General features: G+C 50.6%; 16 protein-coding genes. 6 read left to right on the forward strand and 10 right to left on the reverse strand.

The window, feature by feature from the left end; all coding sequences use genetic code 11:
• Window positions 1-154 precede the first annotated feature (154 nt).
• Window positions 155-2,026, forward strand: coding sequence for an LTA synthase family protein (locus tag QU597_RS27195; protein WP_310830603.1), 1,872 nt, complete (start codon window positions 155-157; stop codon window positions 2,024-2,026).
• An 82-nt stretch (window positions 2,027-2,108) separates the two neighbouring features.
• Here the strand turns inward: QU597_RS27195 and QU597_RS27200 are convergent, their stop codons facing one another.
• Window positions 2,109-2,540 carry a MarR family winged helix-turn-helix transcriptional regulator gene (locus QU597_RS27200; RefSeq protein WP_310830604.1) on the reverse strand — a complete coding sequence of 144 codons (432 nt, stop codon included), beginning with the start codon at window positions 2,538-2,540 and terminating at the stop codon, window positions 2,109-2,111.
• A gap of 238 nt (window positions 2,541-2,778) precedes the next feature.
• Between QU597_RS27200 and QU597_RS27205 the strand changes: the two genes are divergently transcribed.
• Window positions 2,779-4,473, forward strand: a complete 1,695-nt coding sequence (locus tag QU597_RS27205; protein ID WP_310830605.1) for a methyl-accepting chemotaxis protein — start codon at window positions 2,779-2,781, stop codon at window positions 4,471-4,473.
• A gap of 454 nt (window positions 4,474-4,927) precedes the next feature.
• Here QU597_RS27205 and QU597_RS27210 read toward each other — a convergent pair whose 3' ends face one another.
• From QU597_RS27210 to QU597_RS27230, 5 genes are all read right to left on the reverse strand, one after another.
• Entirely contained in the window at window positions 4,928-6,745 is a 1,818-nt protein-coding gene (locus QU597_RS27210) for a putative bifunctional diguanylate cyclase/phosphodiesterase (protein ID WP_310830606.1), read from the reverse strand.
• A gap of 229 nt (window positions 6,746-6,974) precedes the next feature.
• The gene (locus tag QU597_RS27215) at window positions 6,975-8,633 is read right to left on the reverse strand and encodes a hypothetical protein (RefSeq protein WP_310830607.1); all 1,659 of its coding nucleotides are present in this window, start codon (window positions 8,631-8,633) and stop codon (window positions 6,975-6,977) included.
• On the reverse strand, window positions 8,626-9,426 hold the full coding sequence (locus tag QU597_RS27220) for an ABC transporter ATP-binding protein (RefSeq protein ID WP_310830608.1): 801 nt from the start codon (window positions 9,424-9,426) through the stop codon (window positions 8,626-8,628). Before QU597_RS27220 ends, QU597_RS27215 begins: the two co-directional genes overlap by 8 nt.
• Window positions 9,427-9,638: 212 nt before the next feature.
• Window positions 9,639-13,109: an S-layer homology domain-containing protein gene (locus QU597_RS27225; RefSeq protein ID WP_310830609.1), complete on the reverse strand. Its 3,471-nt coding sequence runs from the start codon at window positions 13,107-13,109 to the stop codon at window positions 9,639-9,641.
• Window positions 13,110-13,193: 84 nt separating this feature from the next.
• On the reverse strand, window positions 13,194-13,916 hold the full coding sequence (locus QU597_RS27230) for a hypothetical protein (RefSeq protein WP_310830610.1): 723 nt from the start codon (window positions 13,914-13,916) through the stop codon (window positions 13,194-13,196).
• Between the two features lie 427 nt (window positions 13,917-14,343).
• Here QU597_RS27230 and QU597_RS27235 point away from each other — a divergent pair, with 427 nt between their 5' ends.
• Window positions 14,344-15,711: a dicarboxylate/amino acid:cation symporter gene (locus tag QU597_RS27235; protein WP_310830611.1), complete on the forward strand. Its 1,368-nt coding sequence runs from the start codon at window positions 14,344-14,346 to the stop codon at window positions 15,709-15,711.
• A 70-nt stretch (window positions 15,712-15,781) separates the two neighbouring features.
• On the opposite strand, the gene QU597_RS27240 is transcribed toward QU597_RS27235, so the two are convergent.
• From QU597_RS27240 to QU597_RS27255, 4 genes are all read right to left on the reverse strand, one after another.
• Window positions 15,782-16,777 carry a Gfo/Idh/MocA family protein gene (locus QU597_RS27240; protein WP_310830612.1) on the reverse strand — a complete coding sequence of 332 codons (996 nt, stop codon included), beginning with the start codon at window positions 16,775-16,777 and terminating at the stop codon, window positions 15,782-15,784.
• Window positions 16,778-16,852: 75 nt separating this feature from the next.
• The gene (locus QU597_RS27245) at window positions 16,853-17,815 is read right to left on the reverse strand and encodes a prenyltransferase (RefSeq protein ID WP_310830613.1); all 963 of its coding nucleotides are present in this window, start codon (window positions 17,813-17,815) and stop codon (window positions 16,853-16,855) included.
• Between the two features lie 32 nt (window positions 17,816-17,847).
• Entirely contained in the window at window positions 17,848-18,621 is a 774-nt protein-coding gene (locus tag QU597_RS27250) for a DUF6081 family protein (protein ID WP_310830614.1), read from the reverse strand.
• Between the two features lie 49 nt (window positions 18,622-18,670).
• Window positions 18,671-19,588, reverse strand: a complete 918-nt coding sequence (locus tag QU597_RS27255) for a prenyltransferase (RefSeq protein ID WP_054942363.1) — start codon at window positions 19,586-19,588, stop codon at window positions 18,671-18,673.
• Between the two features lie 177 nt (window positions 19,589-19,765).
• Between QU597_RS27255 and QU597_RS27260 the strand changes: the two genes are divergently transcribed.
• From QU597_RS27260 to QU597_RS27270, 3 genes are all read left to right on the forward strand, one after another.
• Window positions 19,766-22,132, forward strand: coding sequence for an EAL domain-containing protein (locus tag QU597_RS27260; protein WP_310830615.1), 2,367 nt, complete (start codon window positions 19,766-19,768; stop codon window positions 22,130-22,132).
• A 120-nt stretch (window positions 22,133-22,252) separates the two neighbouring features.
• Window positions 22,253-22,876 (forward strand): acetate uptake transporter, encoded by a 624-nt coding sequence (locus QU597_RS27265; protein WP_054942365.1) that lies wholly within the window; start codon window positions 22,253-22,255, stop codon window positions 22,874-22,876.
• 259 nt (window positions 22,877-23,135) lie between these two features.
• Window positions 23,136-25,280 carry a putative bifunctional diguanylate cyclase/phosphodiesterase gene (locus QU597_RS27270; protein ID WP_310830616.1) on the forward strand — a complete coding sequence of 715 codons (2,145 nt, stop codon included), beginning with the start codon at window positions 23,136-23,138 and terminating at the stop codon, window positions 25,278-25,280.
• The last annotated feature ends 69 nt before the right edge of the window (window positions 25,281-25,349 follow it).

Raw genomic sequence — 25,349 nt, forward strand, 5'->3', positions numbered from 1 at the left:
CGCATTCCACGGGGCTTATACGGCATTTCTGTTTTTTGACATTCAACGGCCAGCGCTGCATAATAAGTTCTATTAATATGGAATTTTCTTGTCTTTACGCTGCATCCTCCCAGCCGGGAAGCGGCGTTTCATCCCGCAGAAAGAAGGCGAAGCTGTGTCATCTTTAACAATTAGACGGTGGTTGGTCAAACCATTCATCTTTTTCACGATCATCTTTATCCTCAAAAGTTTCCTGGCCTGGGGCGTTATTTTCGGCGATTTGCTGTCCTGGAAATCTATAATTACTGAAATCCCTTTTGTCTGGGCCCTTTTTTGTCTCATTGAGGCCTTCGCCTCCAAACGGAAGCTCGGGTATTACATGCTGGTGAACCTGCTAGTTACCGCTATCTTTTTTGCAGCCATTATGTATTTCAAATATTATGGTGTCATTGTCACATACCATGCAGCCGAGCAGGTGAATCAGGTCACTGCTGTGCGCAACAGTGTATTTTCATTAATGGACCCGTATTATCTGCTGATTTTTGCCGATATCATTATTCTTGGGGCGTACTTCTTCTTTAATAAAAAAGGCCGAGATTATAAGAAGGAAAACATCAACCGCCGCACCGGAACCTCAAAGTTCTCATACAGCCTGCTGTTTGCAGTGTCATTCGGACTGTGCCTGTTCAACATTCTGCCCAATAAGGCCAGCATGAATGAAATCAAGAAAGCCCAGGAAATGGGTCTCCTCAATTATGAGGCTTATACCATTTTTGCTCAAGACAAACCGGAACTGGTGAAGGCCAGCGAGATTACCCAGGATGTTATTAACCAGGTGAAGGGCATCGACACGGCTGCGGTCTCCCCGTTCCAGGGTACGGCCAAAGGCAAGAACCTGATTATCATCCAGCTGGAGTCGTTCCAGAGCTTTTTGCTGGGGCTTACGATCGACGGCAAGGAAATTACACCGAACCTGAACAGTCTGATGAAAGACAGCCTGTATTTCCCTAACTTCTATCAGATGGTAGGCCAGGGGAATACATCAGATGCTGAATTTGTAGTCAACTCTTCCTTCTATATTCCGCCGCAAGGTGCGGCAACGATGTCTTATGTAGATAAAGAGCTGCCGAGTCTGCCCCGCCTGCTGCAGGCAAACGGTTATCAGACAGCAACCTTCCATACAAATGATGTGGAGTTCTGGAACCGCGGCGAACTATACAGCGCGCTGGGCTGGGAGCATTATTATGACCATAAGTTCTTCGGTGATGAGGATACCTTCTTCTTCGGGGCATCCGATGAAGTGCTCTACCGCAAAACGGCCGATCAGCTCAAAGAAATGGAAGGGGACGGCAAGCCGTTCTACGCTCAAGTGATTTCGATGTCTGCCCATCATCCGTTTACGATTCCTGCAGAGAAATACCAGATGAAGCTGCCGGAGCGTTATGAAGGCACTTTTGTCGGTGACTATGTCCGGTCCCAGAATTATGCTGACTATGCCTTTGGACAATTTGTTGAAGAGCTCAAAGCAAACGGCCTCTGGGACAACAGTCTGATCATGGTATATGGAGACCATATGGGGCTGCCGATTTATTCGCTGGATCATGACGATAAGGAATTAATGGAGGAAATATACGGGCATGAATACGGGTATGCCGACATGCTTAACATTCCGCTCATTATCCATGAACAGGGCAGCCTTGCGCCACAGACACTCGAACAGGTCGGCGGTGAAGTCGATATTATGCCGACAGCAGCCAGCCTGCTGGGTGTACCCATGGCTGACACTATTCATTTTGGCCAGGACATCACCGCCCAGACATACAATCTGCTGCCGCAGCGTTACTACCTGCCAACCGGGTCCTTTATCGCCAGTTCCGCATTGCTCATTCCCGGCAACAGCTTTGAGGACAATACGCAGTACACCCTTGCAGCCGGAGGGAAATCCCCTGCCGGAACCGAAGATGAATACACCCGTGCGCTGAGATTACGCCAGCTGTCGGACAGCTATGTTACGCAGCTGCCGGACAAAGCGCCGGACAAAGAATAAGCTCAGGTACTAATTACACAAACAGCCACGCTCCATTGTTGGAGCGTGGCTGTTTGTCGTTTCAACGGTATAAGCCGGCCGGTTATCGTTCCTGCTTCTCCAGCAGCATGTAATATTCGGCAAAATTCTTCAGTTCCTCCGGCTTCAAAATCGATAAGTGTTCGGTCAACAGAAGCAGCGACCGGTATTGTGCTTCTTTGAGCAGTTCCTCACCCTTCGTGGTAAGCGTCACACTGACGGCTCGGCGGTCATTCTCATCCGGAACACGGGCGGTAAGCTCCAGCAGCTCCAGACGGTCCAGCATGACGGTAACCGCGCTCGATTTCACCTCCAGCTTCTCGGCAAGCTGGATGACCCTCGCCTGCTTCTCTTGTGCAATGATATGCAGCAGGTGGAACTGCGGAACAGTAAGGCCCATTTCTTTATGCAAAGACATCTGTGATGTAATTCTGCGTTGTACTCTCCACATGGATAATCCCAAGGATTCTACCAACGGATCAATTTGCTGCGGCATTCCTTTCACTCCCAGTCCGTTTGTCCTGCATCTAGCGTATCATTTTTACAGGTTATGATTCAATGCTTTTTGTCTTTGGTATGACAAGTATCATTGCAAGGCTGCTTTTTTCAGACAAATTCGTCCTTTTTCGACACAAAAAAACTACATTCTCTGGACCCAGCGATGCGCTATAATCTTAGCAGTGATAGCAATTATCACATAAAATTAACTATAGTCAGGGTTGGTGGTGCTAAAAATGAAATTGGCAACAAAATTAACTTGGATGATGCTCATTGTATTACTTCTTGTCGGATCATCCATCGGGTTCTTCGGATACCGCGCTGCGTACAATCAATTAGATGAAGCCGCGGGTATTGAATTGGTAGGCTGCGCCAATATCACAACCGGCCTCGTTGACCCCGTTGACATAGCGGCTCTTGCCGCAGGAGACAACAGTAAACTTTCCGCCATCGAGGATCGTATTGGCTGGATTAATGCGCATAAACCGATTTTCAAGGAAGCATTCATCCTCTCCCTGGACGGCAAAGTTCTTGCCGCAGATGCTAATTTCAAAAAGAGGGGATATAAAGCAGGAGACTCCTTTTATTTTTCACAAAAAGATAAAGATATGATTACTACCATGAAGCATTCCGCATACTCCGAAGTTTATACATATCAAGGTACCTCTCTTAAAACCGGTTACGGCCCCATCTATCAGGATCACGACCCAACCAAACCTATCATTGCACTCATGGCTATCAATTTCGACGGTTCCCTGATTCAGGAACGGACACAGGATATCATTGTTCAGCCCTTCATTATCGGTATATCTATTCTGGCCGTAGCGATCCTTGCAGCATACCTGTTCATCCGCCGCCTGGTAAGTCCGCTGACTAAGCTCTCCAGTTCCGTAAACACCGTAGCTAAGGGTGATCTTTCCCATGATCCGCTCCTGTTTGACAGCAAGGACGAAATTGGCACACTGGCCCGTGATTTCAATGAGATGACGACGAGCCTGCGCACTCTTATCACTCAGGTCAATGATACTTCCATGCTGGTGGCCTCTTCCTCACAGGAGCTGTCCGCCAGTGCACAGGAGACGAACCGCGCCGGTGAACACAGCGTCAATGTAACCCTCGAATTAGCCGACGGGGCTCATACCCAGCTGCGAAATTTGGAGGGAAGCTACCGGTCGGTTCAGGAGATGTCCCGGTTCATCACTGAGATCGCCAATAATGCCGACAGCGCAATGAATACGGCTGCCAGCAATGCCCTTAAGGCCCGTACAGGCCGGGAATCTATGGATTCCACCACCTCTCAGATGCAGGTTGTTAGCGACAGCATTACTGACCTGTCTGAAATCATCGAATCCCTCGGCAGTCACTCCAAGGAGATCGAGAACATTGTGGGCACGATCGCCGGCATTGCGGAAGAGACGAATCTATTGTCTCTGAACGCAGCCATCGAAGCTGCCCGTGCCGGAGAAGAAGGCCGCGGCTTCGCCGTAGTTGCCGGATCAGTACGCAAGCTGGCAGAACGCTCCGCCCAATCCGCCGGCCAGATCGGCCAATTGGTCAGCCTGATTGTCACCCAAATGGACAAGGCCGGAGAGACGATGAAACGGTCTACCGGTGAAATGGTGGAAGGCCGAGAAATGATTATGGCCGCCGGACAGTCATTCTCCGAGATTGAACACTCCGTATCGGATATGTCCTCGCAGAGCCGGCAGATCTCGGAAACCGTACGCGAGCTGGCGCTGATCTCCGAGGGACTCGTAGAAGCGATCCAGAGCATTGTGGCCGTCTCCAACCAGACCGCCGAGGGTGCAGAGACATTGTCCGCCTCCTCGCAGGAACAGCTTGCCGCGATGCAGGAAGTGGAATCCTCCGCAGCCTTTCTCTCTTCGCTTGCGGAGAAGCTGCAGGTACTTGTCGAGAACTTTAAAATTTAGGATTTGTTAAAGGAAATCTTAATGAAAATGACCTTGGTTGAGGTTAAAGCCGCCGCTGCGGGGAATGTTTGGACTTCCGGCCGCTGTTATGTTTGGATTTCCTGAATAAAACCGCTGGACGCGGTAGAAATCCAAACATAAAGGCGTACGCTAACGCTCCTACAGTTCCAAACTTCCCCTCCGCCGCTACCACCTCAACATTTCATTTCAATTGCCTTTAAAGAATCCCTGCCTTTAAAAGGGGGGATGAAAAAAAGCAGCTAGTCCTCTTACCTCGGACTTGGCTGCTTTTTTAGTGCTTGTAAACAACACAGCTGCCCCGCGCATGAATGGATCACACACGGGGCAGCCTCAGATTAAAGATTAAAGGGACAGCTTGGAGGTGAATGATTCACCCCAAGCTGTCCCTTATACTAATGCCCAAAGACAAGAACAGGAATATTAATAGTCTAGTCTAAGCCGTGTTCTCAATAAACCACTGGCCCAGCTCATTCACCGGCATCGGACGGCCGTAATAGAAGCCCTGCATGACCCGGCAGCCCAATGACTGCAGCAGCTCGATCTGCTCCGGTGTCTCCACGCCCTCGGCCACCACCTCCATATTGAGGTTGCTGGCTATAGCAATAATATTGCTGATAATCGCTTTTTTGGAGTGCATCTTACTCTTGCGGATGAAGACCTGATCAATCTTCAGCGTATTCACCGGAATCTCATCCAGATTGCCGAGTGACGAGAAGCCGGTACCAAAGTCATCCAGCGAGACTCGTACCCCAAGGGCCCGGAGTTTGGAGAGCTGGGCAACCGTCTCTTCCATATTGTTCATGGCGATTGATTCGGTGATCTCCAGCTCCAGGAAATGTGGCTCCAGCCCCGAGCGAATGAGCGCCTCTTCCACTACATCATACAGGCTGCCGCCCTCAAACATCCGCGCCGACATGTTGATGGATACAGGCACGTTCGCTACCTCTGCCCGGTGCCACAGCATATTCTGGCCGCATACTTCGTGCAGCATCCAGTACGTGATCGGCACAATCAGTCCCGTCTCCTCGGCAATCGGAATGAATTCCGCCGGCGAGATAATTCCATGCTCCGGATGTCTCCAGCGCAGCAGTGCCTCAAGACCGACAGTAACATTCATGAGTGAATCCCACTTAGGCTGGTAGACTACCATAAATTCCGAACGGGCGAGTGCCCTGCGCAGATCCTTCTCCAGTGACATCCGCCGCACTTGATGACGGTTCATCTCCTGGTCGAATACACTGAATTTATTCTTGCCGGAGTCCTTGGAGGTATACAGCGCCGTGTCAGCGGCTTTCATAAGCGCAGAACGGTCCGTTCCGTGCACCGGAGCCATGCTGATGCCGATGCTGGCCGTCACATACAGCTCGTTGCCCTCGACACTGTAGGATTTCTTAATCTCCCGCAGAATATGCTGTGCCGCCTCCTGGGCATCCTCTATACCGCAATCGGGCAGAGCAATCAGAAATTCGTCGCCGCCGAGCCGGAAGACCTTGCCTTTCAGGGAGACACATTTTCTTAACCGGTCTGCGACCTCCTGCAGCAGCAAATCACCGACATCATGCCCGAGCGTATCATTAATCGACTTAAAGCGATCCAGATCCACAAAAAACACCGCACCTGAATTCACCCCGAAAAACTCATCCTTGAAATAACGCTCCAGACCATGCCGGTTCGGCAGCTCTGTCAGCGGATCATTATAGGCCATAATTTCCAGCACATGACGGTCGAGGAAAACGGCCCCTCCGGAGATGGCGAGCATAAACAGGGCAACCAGCGAAACTCCGGTCAGCAGGATAACATTCTCCATGGCAAATGGCTTTGTTCCAAGCCAGCTGTCAAGCTCCAAGCGGCTCGCTCTTAGGCTGATAAAGTGCATGCCTGTAACAGCGAAACCGATGAATAACGCGGAGCCAAGCTTCCAGAAATTAAAGTTCCCTTGTCCCCTGAATTTCCTGAATAAAAATATACCGACATAAGCTGCCAGCAGGGTGACGATTACGGAGATACCTTGGGCAACAGGATCGTAATGGAGATTGCCTTCTGTCTCCAGAGTGGAAATGCCGGCATAGTGCATCGCCCAAAGCCCGGCCCCAAGCACAACTGCACCAGCTACAAGCCAGAACCTGCGGATTTTACGGTTGGAATGGGAAACCTGGGAAATCAGGTTAAGCGCTGAATAAGCCGCTATTACAGCAAGTGCAAAAGATAGTAAAACAATCCATGTATTATAGTGGGTTCCCATCTGATCCATAGTTGACCTCTTCACCGGTTATATTATCATTATCGCTGCAGCTCATTCTCAAGTATAAAAACCTATTTACGAATATCAGATAAATGGAAGAGTGTAGAAAGATTATAGAGTTCCATGAGAAGTGACTTTAGCTGTATTCTACCTTGTATTTGCTATACTGTCTAAGTAAATACTGGAACTTTGACCCTTTTTTTGCCGAAGGCAATAATTGTCCATATTTGTCAAAGCCCTACAAGCGCAAGGTTGGAATCTGCCGCGGCCGCGAAGCTGCATCCGAGAAGGAAACACTCCAGATCCACCAGTTGGCGATTACCAGAATTGGAACATAGATATAAATTCCGAATGGTATCAGGGTGACCAGATAATGAAGTCCTGCAAAAAGTATCAATATAAACAGCTGCAGAAACGCGCTCCCTGTAAAATCCTTCTGTCTGGCCGCACTGTACTTTTCCGAAAAAGGAAGCGACTGCGGCAAAAGGCGGAAGCACAGTACGGAATATACAAGCAGGGACAGCAGCACAATGATCAGATGCGGCACCAGCCGTACTCCGAACAGCCACAGGAATATTGCTGACTCTATAACAAAAAGCGGCAGCAGCAAACGTAGAACAGCTGCCTTAAGCATGCCGCGGTAGACCGGAGCCGTCTCACGTATAGGAATAGCCTTATAAATCCAGGCGGCTTTGTAGCTTGTAGAATATCGCAGCATTTGCACAGCGGTCATCATCAGCAGGGCACAAAAATAGATGAACAAAAAGGCTCTGGAATTGCGGACTGCATCCATATTCCCGCTGCTCAGCGAGTTAAAGATGAAGATGAACGGCAGAATCAGGGATAGCCCGAAGGTGGGATATACCTTGAGCTTGAAATCCCGCTCATTACGCATCATCGACCAGGTGAAGCGGAAGAACATGGCCTCTTCTTTACTCCGGCAGACGATTTCTGACAAACGGCGCGGCAGGCGCCCGCTGTCTTTTCCTCCAACTCCCTGTTCCGCAAGCTTCTGCAGACTCCGCTCAAACAGCGGCATCAACTTAATGTAAACCGCAAGCAGCAGTACCGGAACCACGAGCGCCAGTACCGCCATTACCGTGAGGTTGGCTGAACGGGTCCCACCCAGCAAACGTTCGAAAGGTGACGCAAACCAGACAGGTGCCAGAAAATACTGCCACCAGGCCGGTTTAAAGGAGATGCTGAGATCTGCCATATTGAACAGCCGGGAGATCAGCTGGTAACCCACCGTAATCCCGATGGACAGAATGATCTGGACATAATTAATGATGTCCTTCAGCTTTTCCCCGTCAAATACCCGTAGAATCAGCAAATAGATGAGGCCCGTAATCACCAGTATCAGGCAGTCCATCAGGATAATTTCTGCGGCATAGATGAGGAAAAAGAGCACCCCCTGCTTAAATAAGGAGAAGACCAGCGAAGGCCCCATAAGAGTCAGCGTTAACGTAAACAGATAAATCAGAATATGTAAGCTTTTCGCCATATTTAAGGTCCGGCGGTTCACCGGTCTTACAAACAGGATGTTTTTGTCCCGTAAATCCAGCATGACCGACGAGAAATCCGAGATTAGCGTAGTGGAGATCATAAACATAGCAATCCCGAAGGCGATGCTCATTGAAAATAGATAATTACCCTCCGGCACCACAAAGGCGATCAGCACCAGGCCGAGCAGCAAATAGATCCACTGTATCCGAAAAGGCGATCCATCCGCATTCTGCTTACTGTCCTTCCCCCCGGCAAGCACTGTCGGTGTCCTCCTGCCGTCCATCGTCAGTTTAAGCTGGAGTATGCTGCGCAGTACCGGGTAGTCGACTCCGATTCTCCGGAAGCCGCCCTGCAGCCGGTCCAGCAGTCTCAGCACGAAAAAGTCATTCATGCCGGGCACCTTCTCCGATGACCGCGACAAACTCGCCGGCAATATCACGGTATTTATCAAATCCGGTCAGTTCATTGAAAATCCCTTCAAGCGACCCTTCCTTACTCTGTTCCTTGAGCTCAGCAAAACTTCCGTCTGCCACAATATCACCGCCGTCAATCAGAATAATCCGGCTGCTGATCTTCTCAACGACATCCATAATATGCGAGGAGTAAAAGATAGTTTTGCCCCTGGCAGCAAGTGAAGCAAAAATCTCCTTAACGATCATTACACTGTTGGCATCCAACCCGCTCAGCGGCTCGTCCAGGAACAAAATATCAGGATCATGCAGCATACTTGAGATCAGCAGCACCTTCTGCTTCATTCCCTTAGAAAAGGAAGCGATCCGCATATCGTATGCCCGTTCCAGGTTCAGCAGTCCCATCAGCTTCTCCGCCTTGGCATCTGCCTCAGCCCGCTTCATTCCATAGAGCTCGCCGATAAAGGTCAGATACTCTCTGGCGGTCAGGCTGTCGTACAGCTCGGCAACTTCAGGCACGTAACCGATCCGTCTTTTGTAAGCAGCATCACCGTCTGCGATATCCCTGCCAAAAATACTCACTGTGCCGGTGTATCCTTCTACCAGGCCGAGCATGATTTTGACGGTCGTGCTTTTGCCTGCCCCGTTGGGACCGATATAGCCGATAATTTGTCCGGGGTAGACCACAAGGTCGATTCCCCGCAGCACCATCCTGTCACTGTAGTTCATCCATAGGCCGGAAATTGAAATCACCGGTTCTTCCGCAAGGCTCATTAGAGAAGCTCCTCTCAGAATCTGTAATAGGTAACCTTATAGAAATTCCTTCAATAGTATTCCTATTCTATCAAAATTTAACTCTATATATCTATTAGGTTTTATACCTTTTACAGCGGAAGGTGCGAAACTTCGTAAAGCATCCGTTCGACGACAAAAAGCAGCCCGAAGGCTGCTTTTTCCATTTCACCGTTATCATTACCGTTATTTGCTCATCTCTCCAGCAGATTAAAAATAACTTGGGCTGCTTGAGCTCTTGTCGATATTCCCTGAGGGTCCAGTTTGCCGTTGTTCCCTTCAATAATTCCGCCTGCAATAAGCGCCTGCAGTGCTTCCTCCGCATATCCCGCAACCTGCGATGCATCGCTAAAGCCGGACAGGGCTGTATTGCCAGTTCCTTCAGGCAGCTCTCCCAGAATAGTCAGGGAGCGGTAGAGCAATGTAAACAGCTCCTGCCGTGTAATTTGATTATCCGGCTTGAACTGATTATTCCCTGAGCCGGTCGCTATGCCTAGGCGCTTGGCTGCAGCCAGATAGTTGGAATAATAGGACGTTCCGGCATCCGTAAAGTTAGCTGCGCCATCGTTCTCCGGGGCAATCCCGTAAGCTTTGAGCAGCAGGACTACGAATTGTCCTCTCGTCAGTGCCGCATTCGGGCTGTAGTTATTACCGTCCGTACCGGAGGTAATGCTTCTGGCTGCCAGATAACCGACCGCTTCACTGTACCAGGAGGATGCAGCAACATCGGCAAACGTTATTTTGTTGTAGCCGATAATATACTGGGAGAAATGGGTCGTTACAAAATCCACGCTGCTCGACGCTGCCTGATAATTACCGCGCACCGTTTCCAGATTACCGGAAGCGGTAATATAGTAGACAATTACGGCGTGAGCATCTTCGCCTGCATGCAGCGTGTAAGCCACACTGATCTTGACTTTGCCTCCGCCGAAATCCGCAACCGCGCTGTCGCCGGCTTTTACCGTCAGATCATACACCGGTCTGTCACCAAGCACAGCCTTACCTTCGTCATTCAAGGATACTTTAGCAATGGTGATGGTGATATCTCCGGCATCAGCTGCCCCGCTTATGGTTGCTGCTGATTTGGCATCAAAGGTAATTGTACCTACCTTCAAATAATTGATTCGGATGACAGCATTTGTGCTGTCCGTGATGGCATTAAATGCGCTTCTCGGCAAGGTCAGCTCCGCTGTTTGCGTCTGAGCCGATGCTGCTACCTCAATCTCCAGCACAGCCTGCTTGCCCTCAGTCTCCGCCTGTTTGGCGCTCTTGGCAAGCTCTTCAGCTTCAGCTGCGGTCAGGGTTGCGGTAGTGACTCCTGTTGACTCATCCGTAGTCGTTGCCGCCTTGGTTACTGCGGTTACCGTGTTGCCTGATGTAGTCACAGCAGGTCCCGTATTTACAACTGGCGCCGAAGTTCCGCCTCCGGAAGATGAGTTATTTCCGCCCGAAGGTGCTGTATATTCCGGAACGATGACATCTGCCGATTTCCCTGCCTTATATCCCTCTTTGGCTGCATATCTGACGTTATATGTGCCCGGGATAAGGCCTGTGATTTCTTTATCACTCGCATAGACATAGCTTGTAGCTGTGGCCAGCTTGTATTCCTGGTCTTGCGTCGTCCCTGTGATACGCCCATCCTTATTAGCCGATGTAGAGGGTGCAATACCTGTCAGACCTGTAGGCGCCGCTTGCTCAGCGGTATACGCCGGTACGACTACCTCCGTCACCCGGCCTGAGTTGTACCCTTCCTTGGCTGCATATCTTACCTGATAAGTGCCTGGAATCAAGCCTGTGATTTCCACATCAGTGGCATATACATAATCCGTCACTGTTGACAGCTTATATTCCAGAGCTGTAGTGGTGCCTGTAATGCGGCCGTCTTTGTTCTCCGGTGTAGTCGGTGCAATACCTGCCAGCCCGGAAGGCGCTGCCTGCTCACCATAGGCCGGAACCTCCACGCTGACCGACAGACCCGCTTTATATGCAATGGCTGTTGCTCCGTCCACTGTAGTCGGTCCCTGGTAGCCCGGCTTGGATGCATATCTTACTACATAAGTGCCCGGTGCCAGACCGGTAATGGCTACCCCGGTTACAGCCGTGTACACTGCATCCGCAACGCTTCTATATTCGAGCGCCTTATTCAAAGTTCCTGTAATTTGCCCGTCACTGCCCGCAGCAGAGGTCGGGGACACGCCGCTGAGGCCTGCAGGTACAGCTTCCAGTCTGGAGAAGAGGCTGTTCAGCGCTTTGACCGCGTTGTTATATCTGGCCCCCACCGCATAAGCAGGATTCTTAGTGTCTACATAGGTAGGTTGAATATTTTCCCAGCCATACATGAGTTCCACATGTCCCAGGATAGGAGCGCTATTTCCGTCTGTATCCTTATTATCTTTGTTATAGGTAAACAGGTAAGGAACCTGCAGTCTGTCACCCGTAACCGTATTTCCGTTCGCATCCACATAGCTGATGACCGAAGGCGTAGCTGCCGTGTTGTTCTCTGTTTTGATATTGGTCAAATAGGTTTTTACCAAATCCACATACAGCTTGGCATAAGCATGGTTCGTTGTCCGGATCTGCAGCTCGTTGTTGTTATGGGGGTTGGCGCTGCCCTTTGTCCCGCTGTTATTATCAGGCTCGGCAACGGTGACACCGGCATCCAATTTGGTATCGAAGAAATAGATTTTATCGATGTTGTATTTTTTCGCATACTCATTAATGTATTTAATGATAGCCTGCGTATTCGGGCACCAGGAGCCGCCGAGGAGAACCGCATAATTCCCTTCACTGGCCAAAATCTGCTTCAGCTGGTGATAGGTTACATGCTCGAAAACAAGTGTCCCGTCCGAATCATTAAAAATCGTGGGCTTGCCCGGGTTCTCGCCTTCATAGTTCCGGTTAAACGCTGCTTTGATGTATGCAGACTCATCCACAACACTATACGCGGTGACGGAGCCGAACACCTGTCTTAGCTGCGCTTTGTAAGCATTAACCTTAGCAGCATCGAGCGAGCCGCTGCTCTGAAAATCGCTCCAGGACTTACTCTCATTCAAATACGAAACGATCGGCGCCTTGTTTCCGCTCGCATCTACATGGTCTTTGTTATAGATGAACAGGAAAGGCGAATCGATCTTATTAGCGGTAACCGTCTCTCCTGCTTTATTCACATAACTCACATTGTGGCCGGGATCATTTTTATCATATAAGGACAAGTTCTTTAAGTATTTGTTAACTAGATCTACGTATTTGTATGCATATTTATTGGTGCTGTCCGCAATATTAAGCGTTTCGCCATCCAGCTTGGTATCGAAGTTATAAATAGTCGATACGCCATATTCTTTCGCGACCTCATTAATAAATCCGATATCTGCCTGCGTATTTTCACTCCATGCTCCGCCAACCAGCACTGCATAGTTCCCTTCACTTTCGAACAAATGAACGATATCCTCATAGGTTGCTGTCTTGAAGACATGATTCTCATCGTTCAAATGCTCATACACGTTATTAAAATAATTATATTGGCTGACTTGCCCCGCAGGCACGCTGCTGAGAATGGCTTCTGCCGATTCTGCCGCTTCGGCTTTGGCGGCATGCACCGGCAGTACAAGCAAGGAGGCTGCTAACAGCAGGGATAGAATTTTTTTGGCTTTCAGGGGTCGGATCATAATGTGCACCTCATCATCTTGGATTGGATTATAGTTTATTGACGCAGGGAATTGAGCGAACCGGGGATTAATCCTGACTTAGGCTTAAGGGCAAACCTCTTCCGCGGCTGCGGGTGCTGGTTCAGCAGCCGGTGCCGGAGCGGGTGCGCTTACTGATGCCGCAGATGCGCTGGCCGTGTCCGAAGGGGATTCCGCAGCCACAGGGGCGGACGTGGCCTTCGCCTTGACCACTTCTGTGGTAGAGAAGGTAATGGATTTGGACGGAGCAGCCGTCGCTGCAGTTGCTGCTGCTGCGGTTGGAGCAGCCGTTGCCGCAGGTTTGGCAGCTTGCACCGTTACTTTATGGCTAGGCACTGCCGTTGCTGCTGCAGTTGAAGCACTCTTAGGTTTAGCTGTAGGTGCAGCGGTTGCTGCTGCCGGAGCCGGCTGTTCCTTAGCTGCTGGTGCGGCAGTTACCTGCGGCGGGGCAGTTTGGGCCGCCTGCTTAGCTGAGCCTGTAACCGGCGCAGCGGTTGCTGCCGCCGCCACAGTCTGAACAGCTGCCGGAGCCGGAGCTGCTGCCGGAGCCGATGCCTGCGGCTGGGCAGCTTCAGTTACAGCCGCAGCCGTTTCCGGCTGGCTGCTCTCCGCCGGCGCCGGTGCAGCCGTAGTCTGTGGCTGGCTTTCAGCCGGAGCAGCAGCGGCTACTGCGGCAGCTGCCTCAGCAGGTGCTGCGGCCGAGGTCTTTTCTTTGGAGGATACCGCCACAAAGGTTAGTGCGGAGAACACTACGGCTCCCGCGATGATAGCAATAGTTAGTTTTTTCATGAGTTTAACCATCCTTTTCTCTATGAGTTTTTCCTACAGAAAACAAAATAAGATTCAGGCAAGGCACGCTCCCGCGTTCCTGCTGAATCTCTGGCGGTCCAGTCGACTCACAGCTTCTTATAGCAAACAAAGTGCATAAATACAGCAGTCCTCCCTTTCTTCCCAATAAAAAAAGATCCAACAAAGGACGCATATTCCCGCGTCAAATGCTGAATCTCCGGTGGTCCAGTGGATTCAAATCGCTTGCAATTAAGTTCCATATTATTCATGCTGCCATCCCTTGTCAATTAAAATTTTATTTTTCTGATGAGTATTATCGGAATTAAAGAATTCTTACATAATATTACATTGACAATCATAAAAATACTCTATACATTGATCTCATTATTCACATCAAAAAAGTTGGTTTAGGGGGCTTGGACAACAAATGAAAGATATTGATAACAATTTACTGGCAGCTTTTGAGACGAATTGGTATGGCCTCATAGTCTCAATCTTTGTATTCGCAGTACTTTTTCTCTTAGCTCGCAAACGCATCGGCTTCGGTACCCGGGTCATTATCGGGCTGGTAATCGGCCTGATCGCCGGTATTTTCTTTCAATACTTCGAATTTGAAACAAGTGCCATTACTACGTTAGGAAGCATTTATGTCAGCCTGATCCGGATGCTCGTCGTTCCGTTGGTATTCATACTGGTCCTCAACAGCATTTCCTCCTTAACCAACCTGGAGTATCTGCGTAAAATCGGGATAAAAACCTTCGCCTGGTTCCTCGGAACAACCGGTATTGCCTCCATCATCGGGTTGTCCGTAGCACTGCTGTTTAATCCCGGAAAAGGCATTCAGCAAGCTGTGCCGGAAGGCTTTACCGCCCGGGAAATCCCCACCTTCTCAGAGGTTATCCTGGATCTCGTACCTTCCAATCCCGTCAATGAGGCTGCAACCGGCAAGGTTGTACCTTTGCTTATTTTCGCGATTTTCCTTGCGGTTGCCATTATTAAAGTTGGCTCCAAAAAACCCGAGGTTGTCAAACCTGTGCGTGACCTCATCGAATCATTGACCGCGATTCTGCATCAGGTCGTAAAGTTTGTTATCCGGCTGACTCCCTATGGTGTGTTCGCACTAATAGCGGGAATAACCGCTCGTTATGGCTGGGAAACCCTGCAGGAGCTTGGCAGCGTCATCATTACTTCGTATGTAGCACTTATCCTGCATTTCGTGCTCGTATTCGGCGGGCTGGTGCTGCTGGTGGTTAAGGTCAACCCTTTACGCTTCTTCCGTAAGATCTATCCGACTATCACAGTTGCCTTCACAACCAGAAGCAGCTACGCTACACTTCCGGTGAATCTTGAGGTTATTACCAAACGCCTGCATGTCTCTCCGCGCATAGCCAGCTTTGTTGCTCCGCTCGGCGCTTCCGTGAACTTTAACGGCTGCGGCGGTGTATGGCCTGCCATCGTAACGGTGTTTACAGCCCAGGTGTTCGGCATTCATCTGACGGGAACAGACTATGTAACACTGGTGCTGGTCAGCATCATCTCTTCAATAGGTGTTGCCGGTGTACCGGGGCCGGCTGTAATCTCTACCACCGTCGTACTTACTGCGCTTGGACTGCCGCTTGAAGGCATCGCTATCGTTGCCGGCGTAGAAGCACTGATTGATATGGGCCGTACGGCGGTCAATGCTACCGGAACCGCTGTTACCGCTCTTCTTGTGGCGAATTCGGAAGGCGAATTTGACCGTGAGGCCTTTAACCGCGGTGAAGACGAGGACGAAGTTCTGCTCAGTCCAGTGTGAGCCGCTCAATAACCAAAACGACCATGACCGCTTCAAGAGCGGGCATGGTCGTTTTGGTGTTACCCATATCCTACAGCAGGCTGATCCGCTCGCGCCGCCGGGCAGATTCAAGACAGGCTTCAATTAATTTCATACTCCGCACCGGGTCATCATCGGCAACAAGAGGCTTGCCCCCAAAGACGGCAGCGGCAAAATCATCGGCCTGGCGGACATACGGATTGGCACCGGTAGCCGCAAACCGGCTCACTTCTCCACCGGTATGCACGTAGAACTCGGCGTCTTCGAATCTGGCATTGAACGGCATCGGAATCTCAATCCGCCCCTCTGTGCCGAGGACCTCCAGCAGCTGGCGGTTATAGGCCCACATGCCGCAATCAAAGATCAGGCTCACGCCTCCGGGAAATTCAACCAGGCCCGAGGCCATCATATCTACATTGTCATGCTCCGGTGAGAAAATCGCCTGCACCGTCACCGCTTCCGGTTCGGCACCATACAGCAGGCGCGCCGCGCTGAGCGGATAGCAGCCGACATCGTACAGCGAGCCTCCGCCCCATGCCGACTTGAAGCGGATATTCGAGGTATCTCCGGCATCATTATAAGTGAATGTTCCGCGGATCGACCGCAGCTCACCTATATCCCCCCGCGATACGATCTCCCGCAGCTCGGCAATCCGCGGATGATGCCGGTACATATAAGCTTCTGCCAAATGCACACCCGCTTTGCGGCAGGCCTCCACCATCTCCGCGGCTTCAGCGCTGTTCAGGGCAATCGGCTTTTCGCAGAGCACATGCTTGCCCGCCTCCGCTGCGCGGATCACCCACTCCCGGTGAAGATGATTCGGAAGCGGAATATAGACCGCGTCAATCTCTTCATCGGCCAGCAGCTCCTCATAGCTGCCGTAAGCCTTCCCGATGCCAAACTCCGCGGCTACAGCACTGCTTTTTTCAAGTCCCCGGCTCGCCACCGCTGCGATAATACCAGTTTGCGATTCCTGAATTGCGGGCATGACGGAACCCGTTGCAATCTGGGCACATCCGATAATTCCCCACCGAAGTTTCTGCGTCATAGATGTACACCTTCCTTATATAGGATTGTCATTAGATCTATTGACACCATATCACAGAAAACGCTGCTTCTCTATTTAGGTCAAAATATTCAGGCTGCCCAGCACAACCGCAACACCCAGCACAACAATCCGTGCCGTGCTCATCAGCACGAAGTTTTTGACCGCCAGAATAAAGGTTACAGCCTTCTCCTGCTTCTCATAGAACAGGGAAATGTTGCGGCGCAGCGGAACCAGCGTAATCAGCAGCAGCGCCACCAGCACCGGATTCACACCTATAATCAGCAGGACAATCAGATCAAGGTAAGAGACGTAATAGAGCATTCTAAACAAAAGGAGCGCATTCTTGCGCCCGATGTAGACCGGCAGGGTATACCTGCGGTTCTCCAGATCATCTTCGATGTCGCAGATGTTGTTGGCCAGCATAATTCCCGCAATCCCCAGAATGGCCGGTACGGAGAACCAGAAGATATACAAAACTTCGACGAAGTTAATATGCAGGTCGATCCAGCCGTCCCGCAGCAGCAGTGTGACCAGGCTCTCATCCGAGTGAATATAGGCGGAGATAAAGATAATCACAAAGCCCATAAAGAGACCCGAGAACAGTTCGCCCAGCGGCATCCGCGAGATCGGAATCGGTCCGAATGAATATAGAATGCCGATCAGAAACGACAGTCCGCCCAGCAAAAAGATAATGAGCCCGGTCTGGGAGACGAGGGCAATTCCGCCGCCGACAGCCAGAATGAGCAGAACTGCAATGGTCGCTACCACTGTGCTCTCTTTCAGCCTATAGTGAACGATCGCATTATGAGTCTCATAGCCGTAGCCATGCTTCTTGGCCGCTTTTTTGAAATCGTAATAGTTGTTAATGGCCGTTGTCGCCATATCGAAGCTCAGCAGGGACACGAACATCAGGATTGAACGCAGAACATAGAAATCCTCAAACCGGTATAAGGCATACAGCGTCCCCAGCAGAAACGGGATAACACTGGCCACTTTAGTCGGCAGCTCGACAAACCTCAGGAAGCTCCTTACATTCACCGCAAATCACCCTTATTCATCAAATATGCACCTTATTTTGCGGTGGTTGTTACGGTCACCGGCGACCACTCGGCGATCACCGTCTGTCCATGTGCCGATACGCTGCCCTCCGGAGTCAGATCCTTCTCTGTCATAATGCCGAGAGCAATTGTGAAACTGTTAAACTTGATCGGCACATTCTGCTCGCGGCGCACCTCCTGGCCGTTCACATAGAACACAGCTTCGTCCTTGCCGCGGTGATACGTGATTTTATACGTGTTGAACTCCCGCGGCTTGAAATCGTCAGCCTCTTTAAAAATGCAGAAATATTTCGTTCCGCCTGTCTCAGGCACCGTAACGCCAGGGAAGGGCAGCACACCGTATACACTGGCATACTTGTCATTCCCGGCAAAAAAATCAAGCGCCGCACCTGTCGTGAAATCGAGCAGATTCAGCGAGACGTATCCGTCATACAGATCCCCCGGCGCTGTTCCCTGTGTACGGGCGCGGATCTGCAGCTCGAAGCTGATCTCCCCGTCTTCCGGCACCTCTACCGGCTTAGCCGAATAATACATATGCTTCGCATTGTCGAGAATCTGGACATGATTATGCTGGCGGCTCAGCTGTGCCCGGACATACAGGAAGCCGTTCCGCACAATCACTACAGCCTCAGGCTCACGGTAAGCCCAGAAAGAACCGTCAGGCAACGTGAATCCGCCGGTCTTCCACACTTCCCCCTCCGTCAGAATGGTATGGAAATCTCCAATTACGGTTTGACCGTTTAAGACAGGCTGTACTTCTCCGGTTATTTCTTTGTTCTTGTCCATAATCGCGCTCTCTTTCTGTAGTTATTAGGATATGCTAAGCGGTTAAATGTTAGATTAAGCCTTGAATCAGCAAGGCCAGTGCCATGATCGCACCGCAGCGCACAGAAGCCTGCTGAGAAGCGCCCATAAGCGGCAGGTATGCCGGTGAAGCATTCTGCGGCTGCAGTCCGCGGTACACATGCACCGGTGCAACTGCGGTAAGCAGCGCAAGCAGGCCATAGACCGGCAGCACACCAAACATCACGCATACAATCAGTGATACATAGGAGATAAGCAGCAGGATCTGCGAGAACACCAGCGCCCTGCGTTCCCCCCAGACTACAACCAGGGTACGTTTTCCGGCCTGCTTGTCCGCTCTCCAGTGCAGGAAATGATGATTGAATAAGAGCAGGGTCGTAAGCAGGCCTACAGGCACCGACAGCAGCACGGGCTTCAGACTGAACTCACCGGTCTGCACGAAATAAGAGCCCAGCACAGGCATAATGCCAAAGGCGACGAAGATCGCAAACTCACTGTAGCCCTTGCCCCGGTATCCGAAGCGAAGCGGCGGAGCGACATAGAAATAGGCAATCAGTGCGCCGGCTGCTACGAACCAGAGTGTCTCCCAGCCGCTGGAAATGCTGAGAAACAGGCCGCAGGCCACAGCTACAGCGAGGAGCCCCCACGTCAATGAAGCAAATAGGGATTCCGGCATCAGCCCCCCGGATAAAAACCCGGAATTCGTCGATATCATTCCCGGCGTATTCTTGGCTTCGGTATCGGTTCCATTTCGGAAGTCCCATAAATCATTCACCATATTCGAGAACAAATGGGCTGCAACTGCACCGATAATTGTGATAACAAACAAAAAAGGATGGAAACTCCCTTCCCATACATATGCCCCAACCGTTCCCAAAACAACCGGAATGAGCATCACGGGAATCGTTCCAAACCGTGTGATCTTCTTAAATAATTTCCATTTATCCATGCCGAGAGATATCCCCTTCTCTATATTCCTGTGATTAATATTATTGCACAACTATTATACATCAAAATTCGACATTTTGGAGAGAAATCCGCTGCAAAATATTACCTGATCATGGTACACTGGATTAGGTGGTACTTAATTCCCATAAAAGTCTATAACTACTAAAAGGGGAGCATTATGAAGCTGAGCAGAAAAATAATGATCTTCATAAGTGTTGTAGCCCTGCTCGGATTAGGAGTCACCTATCTCCTCCTGCACCTCATTCTGCTGAACCGTTTCGAGAAGCTGGATCAAGAAGCATTAAGGGACAAGCTGGATGATGTGGTCTCTTCCTATCAGAGCGAGCTGATGAATATGAAGACAGGCCTGCTGAAATATTCGATCTGGGATGAAACCTATCATTTTATGGAATCAGCTGCAGCAGCTGACCCGGCGGATCCAACCGGCCAAGTCTATCTCAACAAAAATTTCAGCCCGGTAACCTATGAAATTAATCATTTCGATATCATCGCTCTGTTGAATTCATCCGGACTTCCGCTGTATGGCGGCGAATATCATCCGGACTCCGGCAAGGTATCTCCGCTAACATCTGAATACCTCACCCTATTTAATCTTATCAACCGCAAGCTCCCGGGGTTTTCGGGCGCAGAGGACAGCAAGGCCGGTGTAGTCCTTCTGGATGAAGGCCCCATGCTGATCACCCTTACTCCTATAGTCAACAACAACAAAGACAAGCCTGTAATCGGGACGGCAATCGCCGGAAGAATGCTCCAGCAGGAGGAAGTGACCCGTATCTGGGACGAAACAACCTCCTCACTCCAGATGACCCGCATCACCTCAGGCACTATTGCCGAAAGCCGGGGCCAGCCAGTCTGGATGAGCTCCGGCTCCAGCCGGATGATGTCGATTCACACCGTGATCTACGACCTGTTCGGCGATCCCGGAGTGATGATTACCCTTAAGCATCCGCGGCAGATTTATGAGAGCGGAATGGAGTCGATTCTAAACTTCCGGCGTTTCTTCTTTGCCTCCACCCTGCTGCTTTGTGTAGCGAGTCTTATTTTTGTCAGACGCTTCATCCTGGGAAGAATGTCTTCACTTATGAGGAATATCCGTGCTATCGGCAACAGCAAAGATTTATCCATAAGAATCAGGAGTTCAGGCAGGGATGAATTCGGCGATGTCGAGCATGAATTCAACCGGATGATAGATTCCCTGCAGCAGGCTCAGGCAGAGCTGCAGCAGCAGGCGATGCTCGATCCGCTGACCCAGCTGCCAAACCGCTCGCTTTTTTTCAACAGGCTCAATGAAGCGATTGCCTCCGCTTCAGGCGCCGGCAAACAGATTGTACTGGTCTTTATTGATCTGGATCATTTCAAGACCGTTAACGATACACTGGGGCATGATTTCGGGGATGACATGCTGAAAGAAATTGCCTTACGGATCTCCAGGGTAATCGGCAGGAATGATGTGGTGTCCCGGCTAGGCGGTGACGAATTTACAATTCTGCTGGCCGATGTTCCCGATGCCGCCAGTATGTCGATGCAGCTGTCACAAATACAGGAAGCCCTCTCGCTGCCGCATCGTATTCAGGGGCATCTGCTCTACAACACAGCAAGCATCGGTGTCAGCATCTATCCGGAGAACGGCGGAGACGCAGATTATCTGGTCAAGCAGGCCGATCTGGCGATGTTTCATGTGAAGGAGTCTGGCCGCAACAATATCCTTCATTACTCGGAGGCTCTGGAGGAGAGCATCCGGCGCAGAAAAACAATGTCCCAGCAGCTGCTGTCCGCCGCAGACAATGATGAATTCGAGGTCCATTACCAGCCGATTCTAAGTTCAGACAACCTGAAGGTCGCGAAGCTGGAAGCCTTGCTGCGCTGGACCAGCCCCTCTTACGGCCCTGTCTCTCCCGCAGAGTTCATCCCGCTCGCCGAAACCAGCGGCTCCATTATAAACATCGGCAGCTGGGTGCTGAGACAGGTCTGCTCCGACCTGCAGGGCTTCCGTGAGAACGGCCTTGAGCTGACGGCAGCGGTCAATATCTCTGCTGTGCAGCTGATGCAGTCAGACCTGCGCGGGCTGCTGCTCGGGCTGCTTGAGGAGTATAAGCTGCCAAGCTCCAGCCTGGAGCTGGAAATAACGGAGAGCGTGCTGGTCTCAGGGGACAATATTCTCTCATCCTTACAGGAGCTGGGAAACTGCGGGTTCCGCATTTCCCTCGATGATTTCGGGACAGGCTTCTCTTCCCTCAGCTACCTTCGTCGCTTCCCGGTGGATGTGATTAAGATCGACCGTTCCTTCATCTCCGAGATGACCTTGGAGCCGCAAGGAGACGTACTCGTCAACTCTATTATTGAACTGAGCCACAACCTCGGACTGAAGGTGGTTTCCGAAGGGATAGAGCTTCAGGAGCAATTTGACCTCCTCCGCCGGCTCGGCAGCGACGAGCTGCAGGGCTACTTCATCAGCAAGCCGATCGGGGCCAGGCATATCCCTTCTTTTTTATCACAAAATAATCTGTTTAACGCCAAAAAATGACTACTTCTTTTATAGGCAAGCTCTTGACGATATGATATGATAGGCAAGCTGATAACAGCACCCGCTCCGGGTGCTGTTATCCTATGCGAACACTTATGAAAATTGGAGGCTTTTATTGCTATGTCAGCGCAACCGCAAACAACGCAATCCGTCAAAATCGTCACTGCCGACCCCAGCGCCATCGGCTTGTTCGGACTTGCTATCGTCACCTTGGTCGCTTCTTCACAAAAGCTCGAAATTACAACAGGTCTCAGCTACTGTATTCCTTGGGCCATCTTCCTCGGAGCCTTCGCCCAGCTGTTCGCTTCCATCCAGGATGCCAAACACAACAACACGTTCGGCATGACTGCTTTTGGCGCTTATGCCTTCTTCTGGTTCGGTATGGGTGCAAGCTGGCTGATTAAGCTCGGTGTATTCGGTACAGTTCTTGCCGAAGGCGTAGATCCTAAGCAGCTTGGATTTGTTTTTCTCGGATATCTGGTATTCACCTTGTTCATGACCCTCGGGGCTGTCGAAGCCAACCGGGTACTGCTGATCATCTTTATCCTGATTGACTTCCTGTTCCTCGGCTTATCCATGGATGCTTTCGGCGTTGCTGCTGAGTTCTTCCACAAGCTGGCTGCCGTTTCGGAAATGGCCATCGGTATCGTCTCGCTCTATGGCTGCGGCGCATCTGTGCTTAACGCTCACTTCGGACGCACATTCCTGCCGATCGGCGCACCACTGCGTATTTTCAAGAAATAAGCTTACGCAACCTATGTAAAAATCCATAAAGCAACAACTGCAAGAGCAACGGATAAATACAAGCTGCCCTTTGGCGGAATGTGTCTATCCGTTTTTCTTTTTTTCATGCCCGCTATAAGGTTTTCCCTTGCGCAATGACGCTAAAAATGACATGCTATAGAGACACCTACGACATATCTCGACATTTTTCGGTGGGCAGGAACCACTTTTGGTCAAATTGCTAATATAATGTTGAATTTTTTGATATCGGAGGCACTCCATGGCTTTCATTAATAAAAAGCCTTTAACGATCATCCTCGGCTTCTTAGTCGCGCTGCAACTCTCTCTGTTCTATTACTACTCCTTATCGGTAGACCGGGAATACCGGGCTGAAAAAGCCGATTTGTCCTCACACGCAGTCACACTCACATCGAACCTTGAAGAGAAAGTATCGATTGTCAAAGGCGTAAGTTCCTTTATTCAAACGGTAGGCTTTGATGCAACGCCCACCGTTATTAACCAGTACCTGATCACCGCATACAACAACTCAAGTAAAAATGTTATGAATATTATGATCGCTCCTGACGGAATCATCCGCTATCTCTATCCGCTCACCGGCAATACTTCTATTCTTAATAAAAGCCTGCTGCTCGATCCTGTTCTGTCCTCACCAGGGATGATTCAGGAAACGATCCGCTCACGCGGCATTACCATTGATGGTCCCCGGACACTGGCCCAGGGCGATTACGGGATGGTGATCAGGCAGGCTATTTATAACGGAAACACTTTTGCCGGCATTGTCTCGGTTACTGTTCGGGCGGATGACATTGCAGAGCAGCTGCAGCTTCAAGATTCCCCGGTTTATGTAATGACTCAGGATCACGCTCTGTTGTTCAGCAACCAAACAACAATGGGAGGCGAGCAGGTCACCACTCCCATTGAAGTGTATAATCAGCACTGGCTGATGGGAATCCCTTTTCCGGTGCAGAAAAAGTGGGAAGTGTTCCGCAGCGTCCTTTGGATTGACATTGCATTTTTACTTGTTTTCGCCTTTATTCTATATTACTTCTGGCACCAGGGCCGGTTTAACACTGAACTCGAGCGTGTGGTTAACATCCGTACCCGCGATCTTAGGGTCTCTAAGCGGCTGTATGAGAAGCTGGCCCATTATGACAGCCTGACAGAGATTCCGAACCGGCGGTATTTCATGGACGAATTTGAGCGCCTGCTGCAAAGTGCGGATCCGATGCAGACCTACACTCTATTCTTTTTCGACCTGAACCGGTTTAAGGAAATCAATGATACACTCGGCCATTCTACAGGCGATCAGGTCATCAAAATACTGGCGGGCAGGCTCAAAAACAGCCATCTGCCCTTCAAGCTGTTCGCACGAACCGGCGGCGACGAGTTTGTCATGATATTCGCCGATCTAGCCCAGGAGGAGATTCCGCAGCTGGCCGGACAAATCAGCGCAAAGATCTCTGAGACCCTGCTGATTGCCGGTGCCCACCTAAGCTTGTCTACAAGCATTGGAGTCTCGCTGTATCCTGAACACTCTCTCAATAAAGACGATCTGCTGAAATTTGCCGATATGTCGATGTACCAGGCGAAATCCCAGGAGGACCGCAATTATTTTATATTCGACTGGGAGCTGCGCGAGAAGCTGGAACAGAAGACGATGATCGCCAAGTACCTGCACTCTGCGCTGGAGCGTGAGGAATTCGTGCTTCATTACCAGCCGCAGATCAACGCCGTTACCGGCAAAATGATCGGGATGGAGGCGCTGATACGCTGGAACCATCCGGAGAAGGGGCTGATCGGGCCCGGTACCTTCATCGCAGCCGTAGAGGAAGCCGGCCTGATGATTCAGCTGACAGACTGGGTGCTCCGCGAGGTCTGCCGGCAGCTATGCGAGTGGAGAAAGATGGGCATACCGCTGCTGCGCACCTCCATCAACATTTCCAACAGCTGGTTCTATAACCGCAACCTGATCGAGAATCTGTTGTCTGTGCTTGATCATTACGGGCTGGGCACGAATGTGCTGGAGTTCGAGATCACGGAAAGCACGGCACTGCTGGAAGAACATTATCCGCTGCTTCAGCAGATGCGCGACCATGGAATTATCGTTTCGATCGATGACTTCGGCACTAAATATTCATCGCTCAATTACCTGAAGCATTTCCCTGTCAACAAGATCAAGATTGACCGGACCTTCATCACCGGCATCGGCATCAGCTCGATTGACGAGACGATTATCAAGTCGATTGTGTTTGTAGCCTCACAGCTGGGCTATGATCTGATTGCAGAAGGCGTCGAGACCGTCGAACAGCTGGAGTTCCTGGTCAAACACGATTGCCCGCATATTCAGGGCTTCTACTTCTTCCCGCCGCTGCCTGCGGAGGAGATCATCAAGCTGGCTTCCTGAGCAGCTTTCCTCTTCATGAACTTTGATTCTCAAAAATGCGGCCCGCGCTTGGTAAAACGGTTGCGGACC

This window comes from Paenibacillus pedocola (genome assembly GCF_031599675.1).
GTDB classification, from domain to species: domain Bacteria; phylum Bacillota; class Bacilli; order Paenibacillales; family Paenibacillaceae; genus Paenibacillus_AQ; species Paenibacillus_AQ pedocola.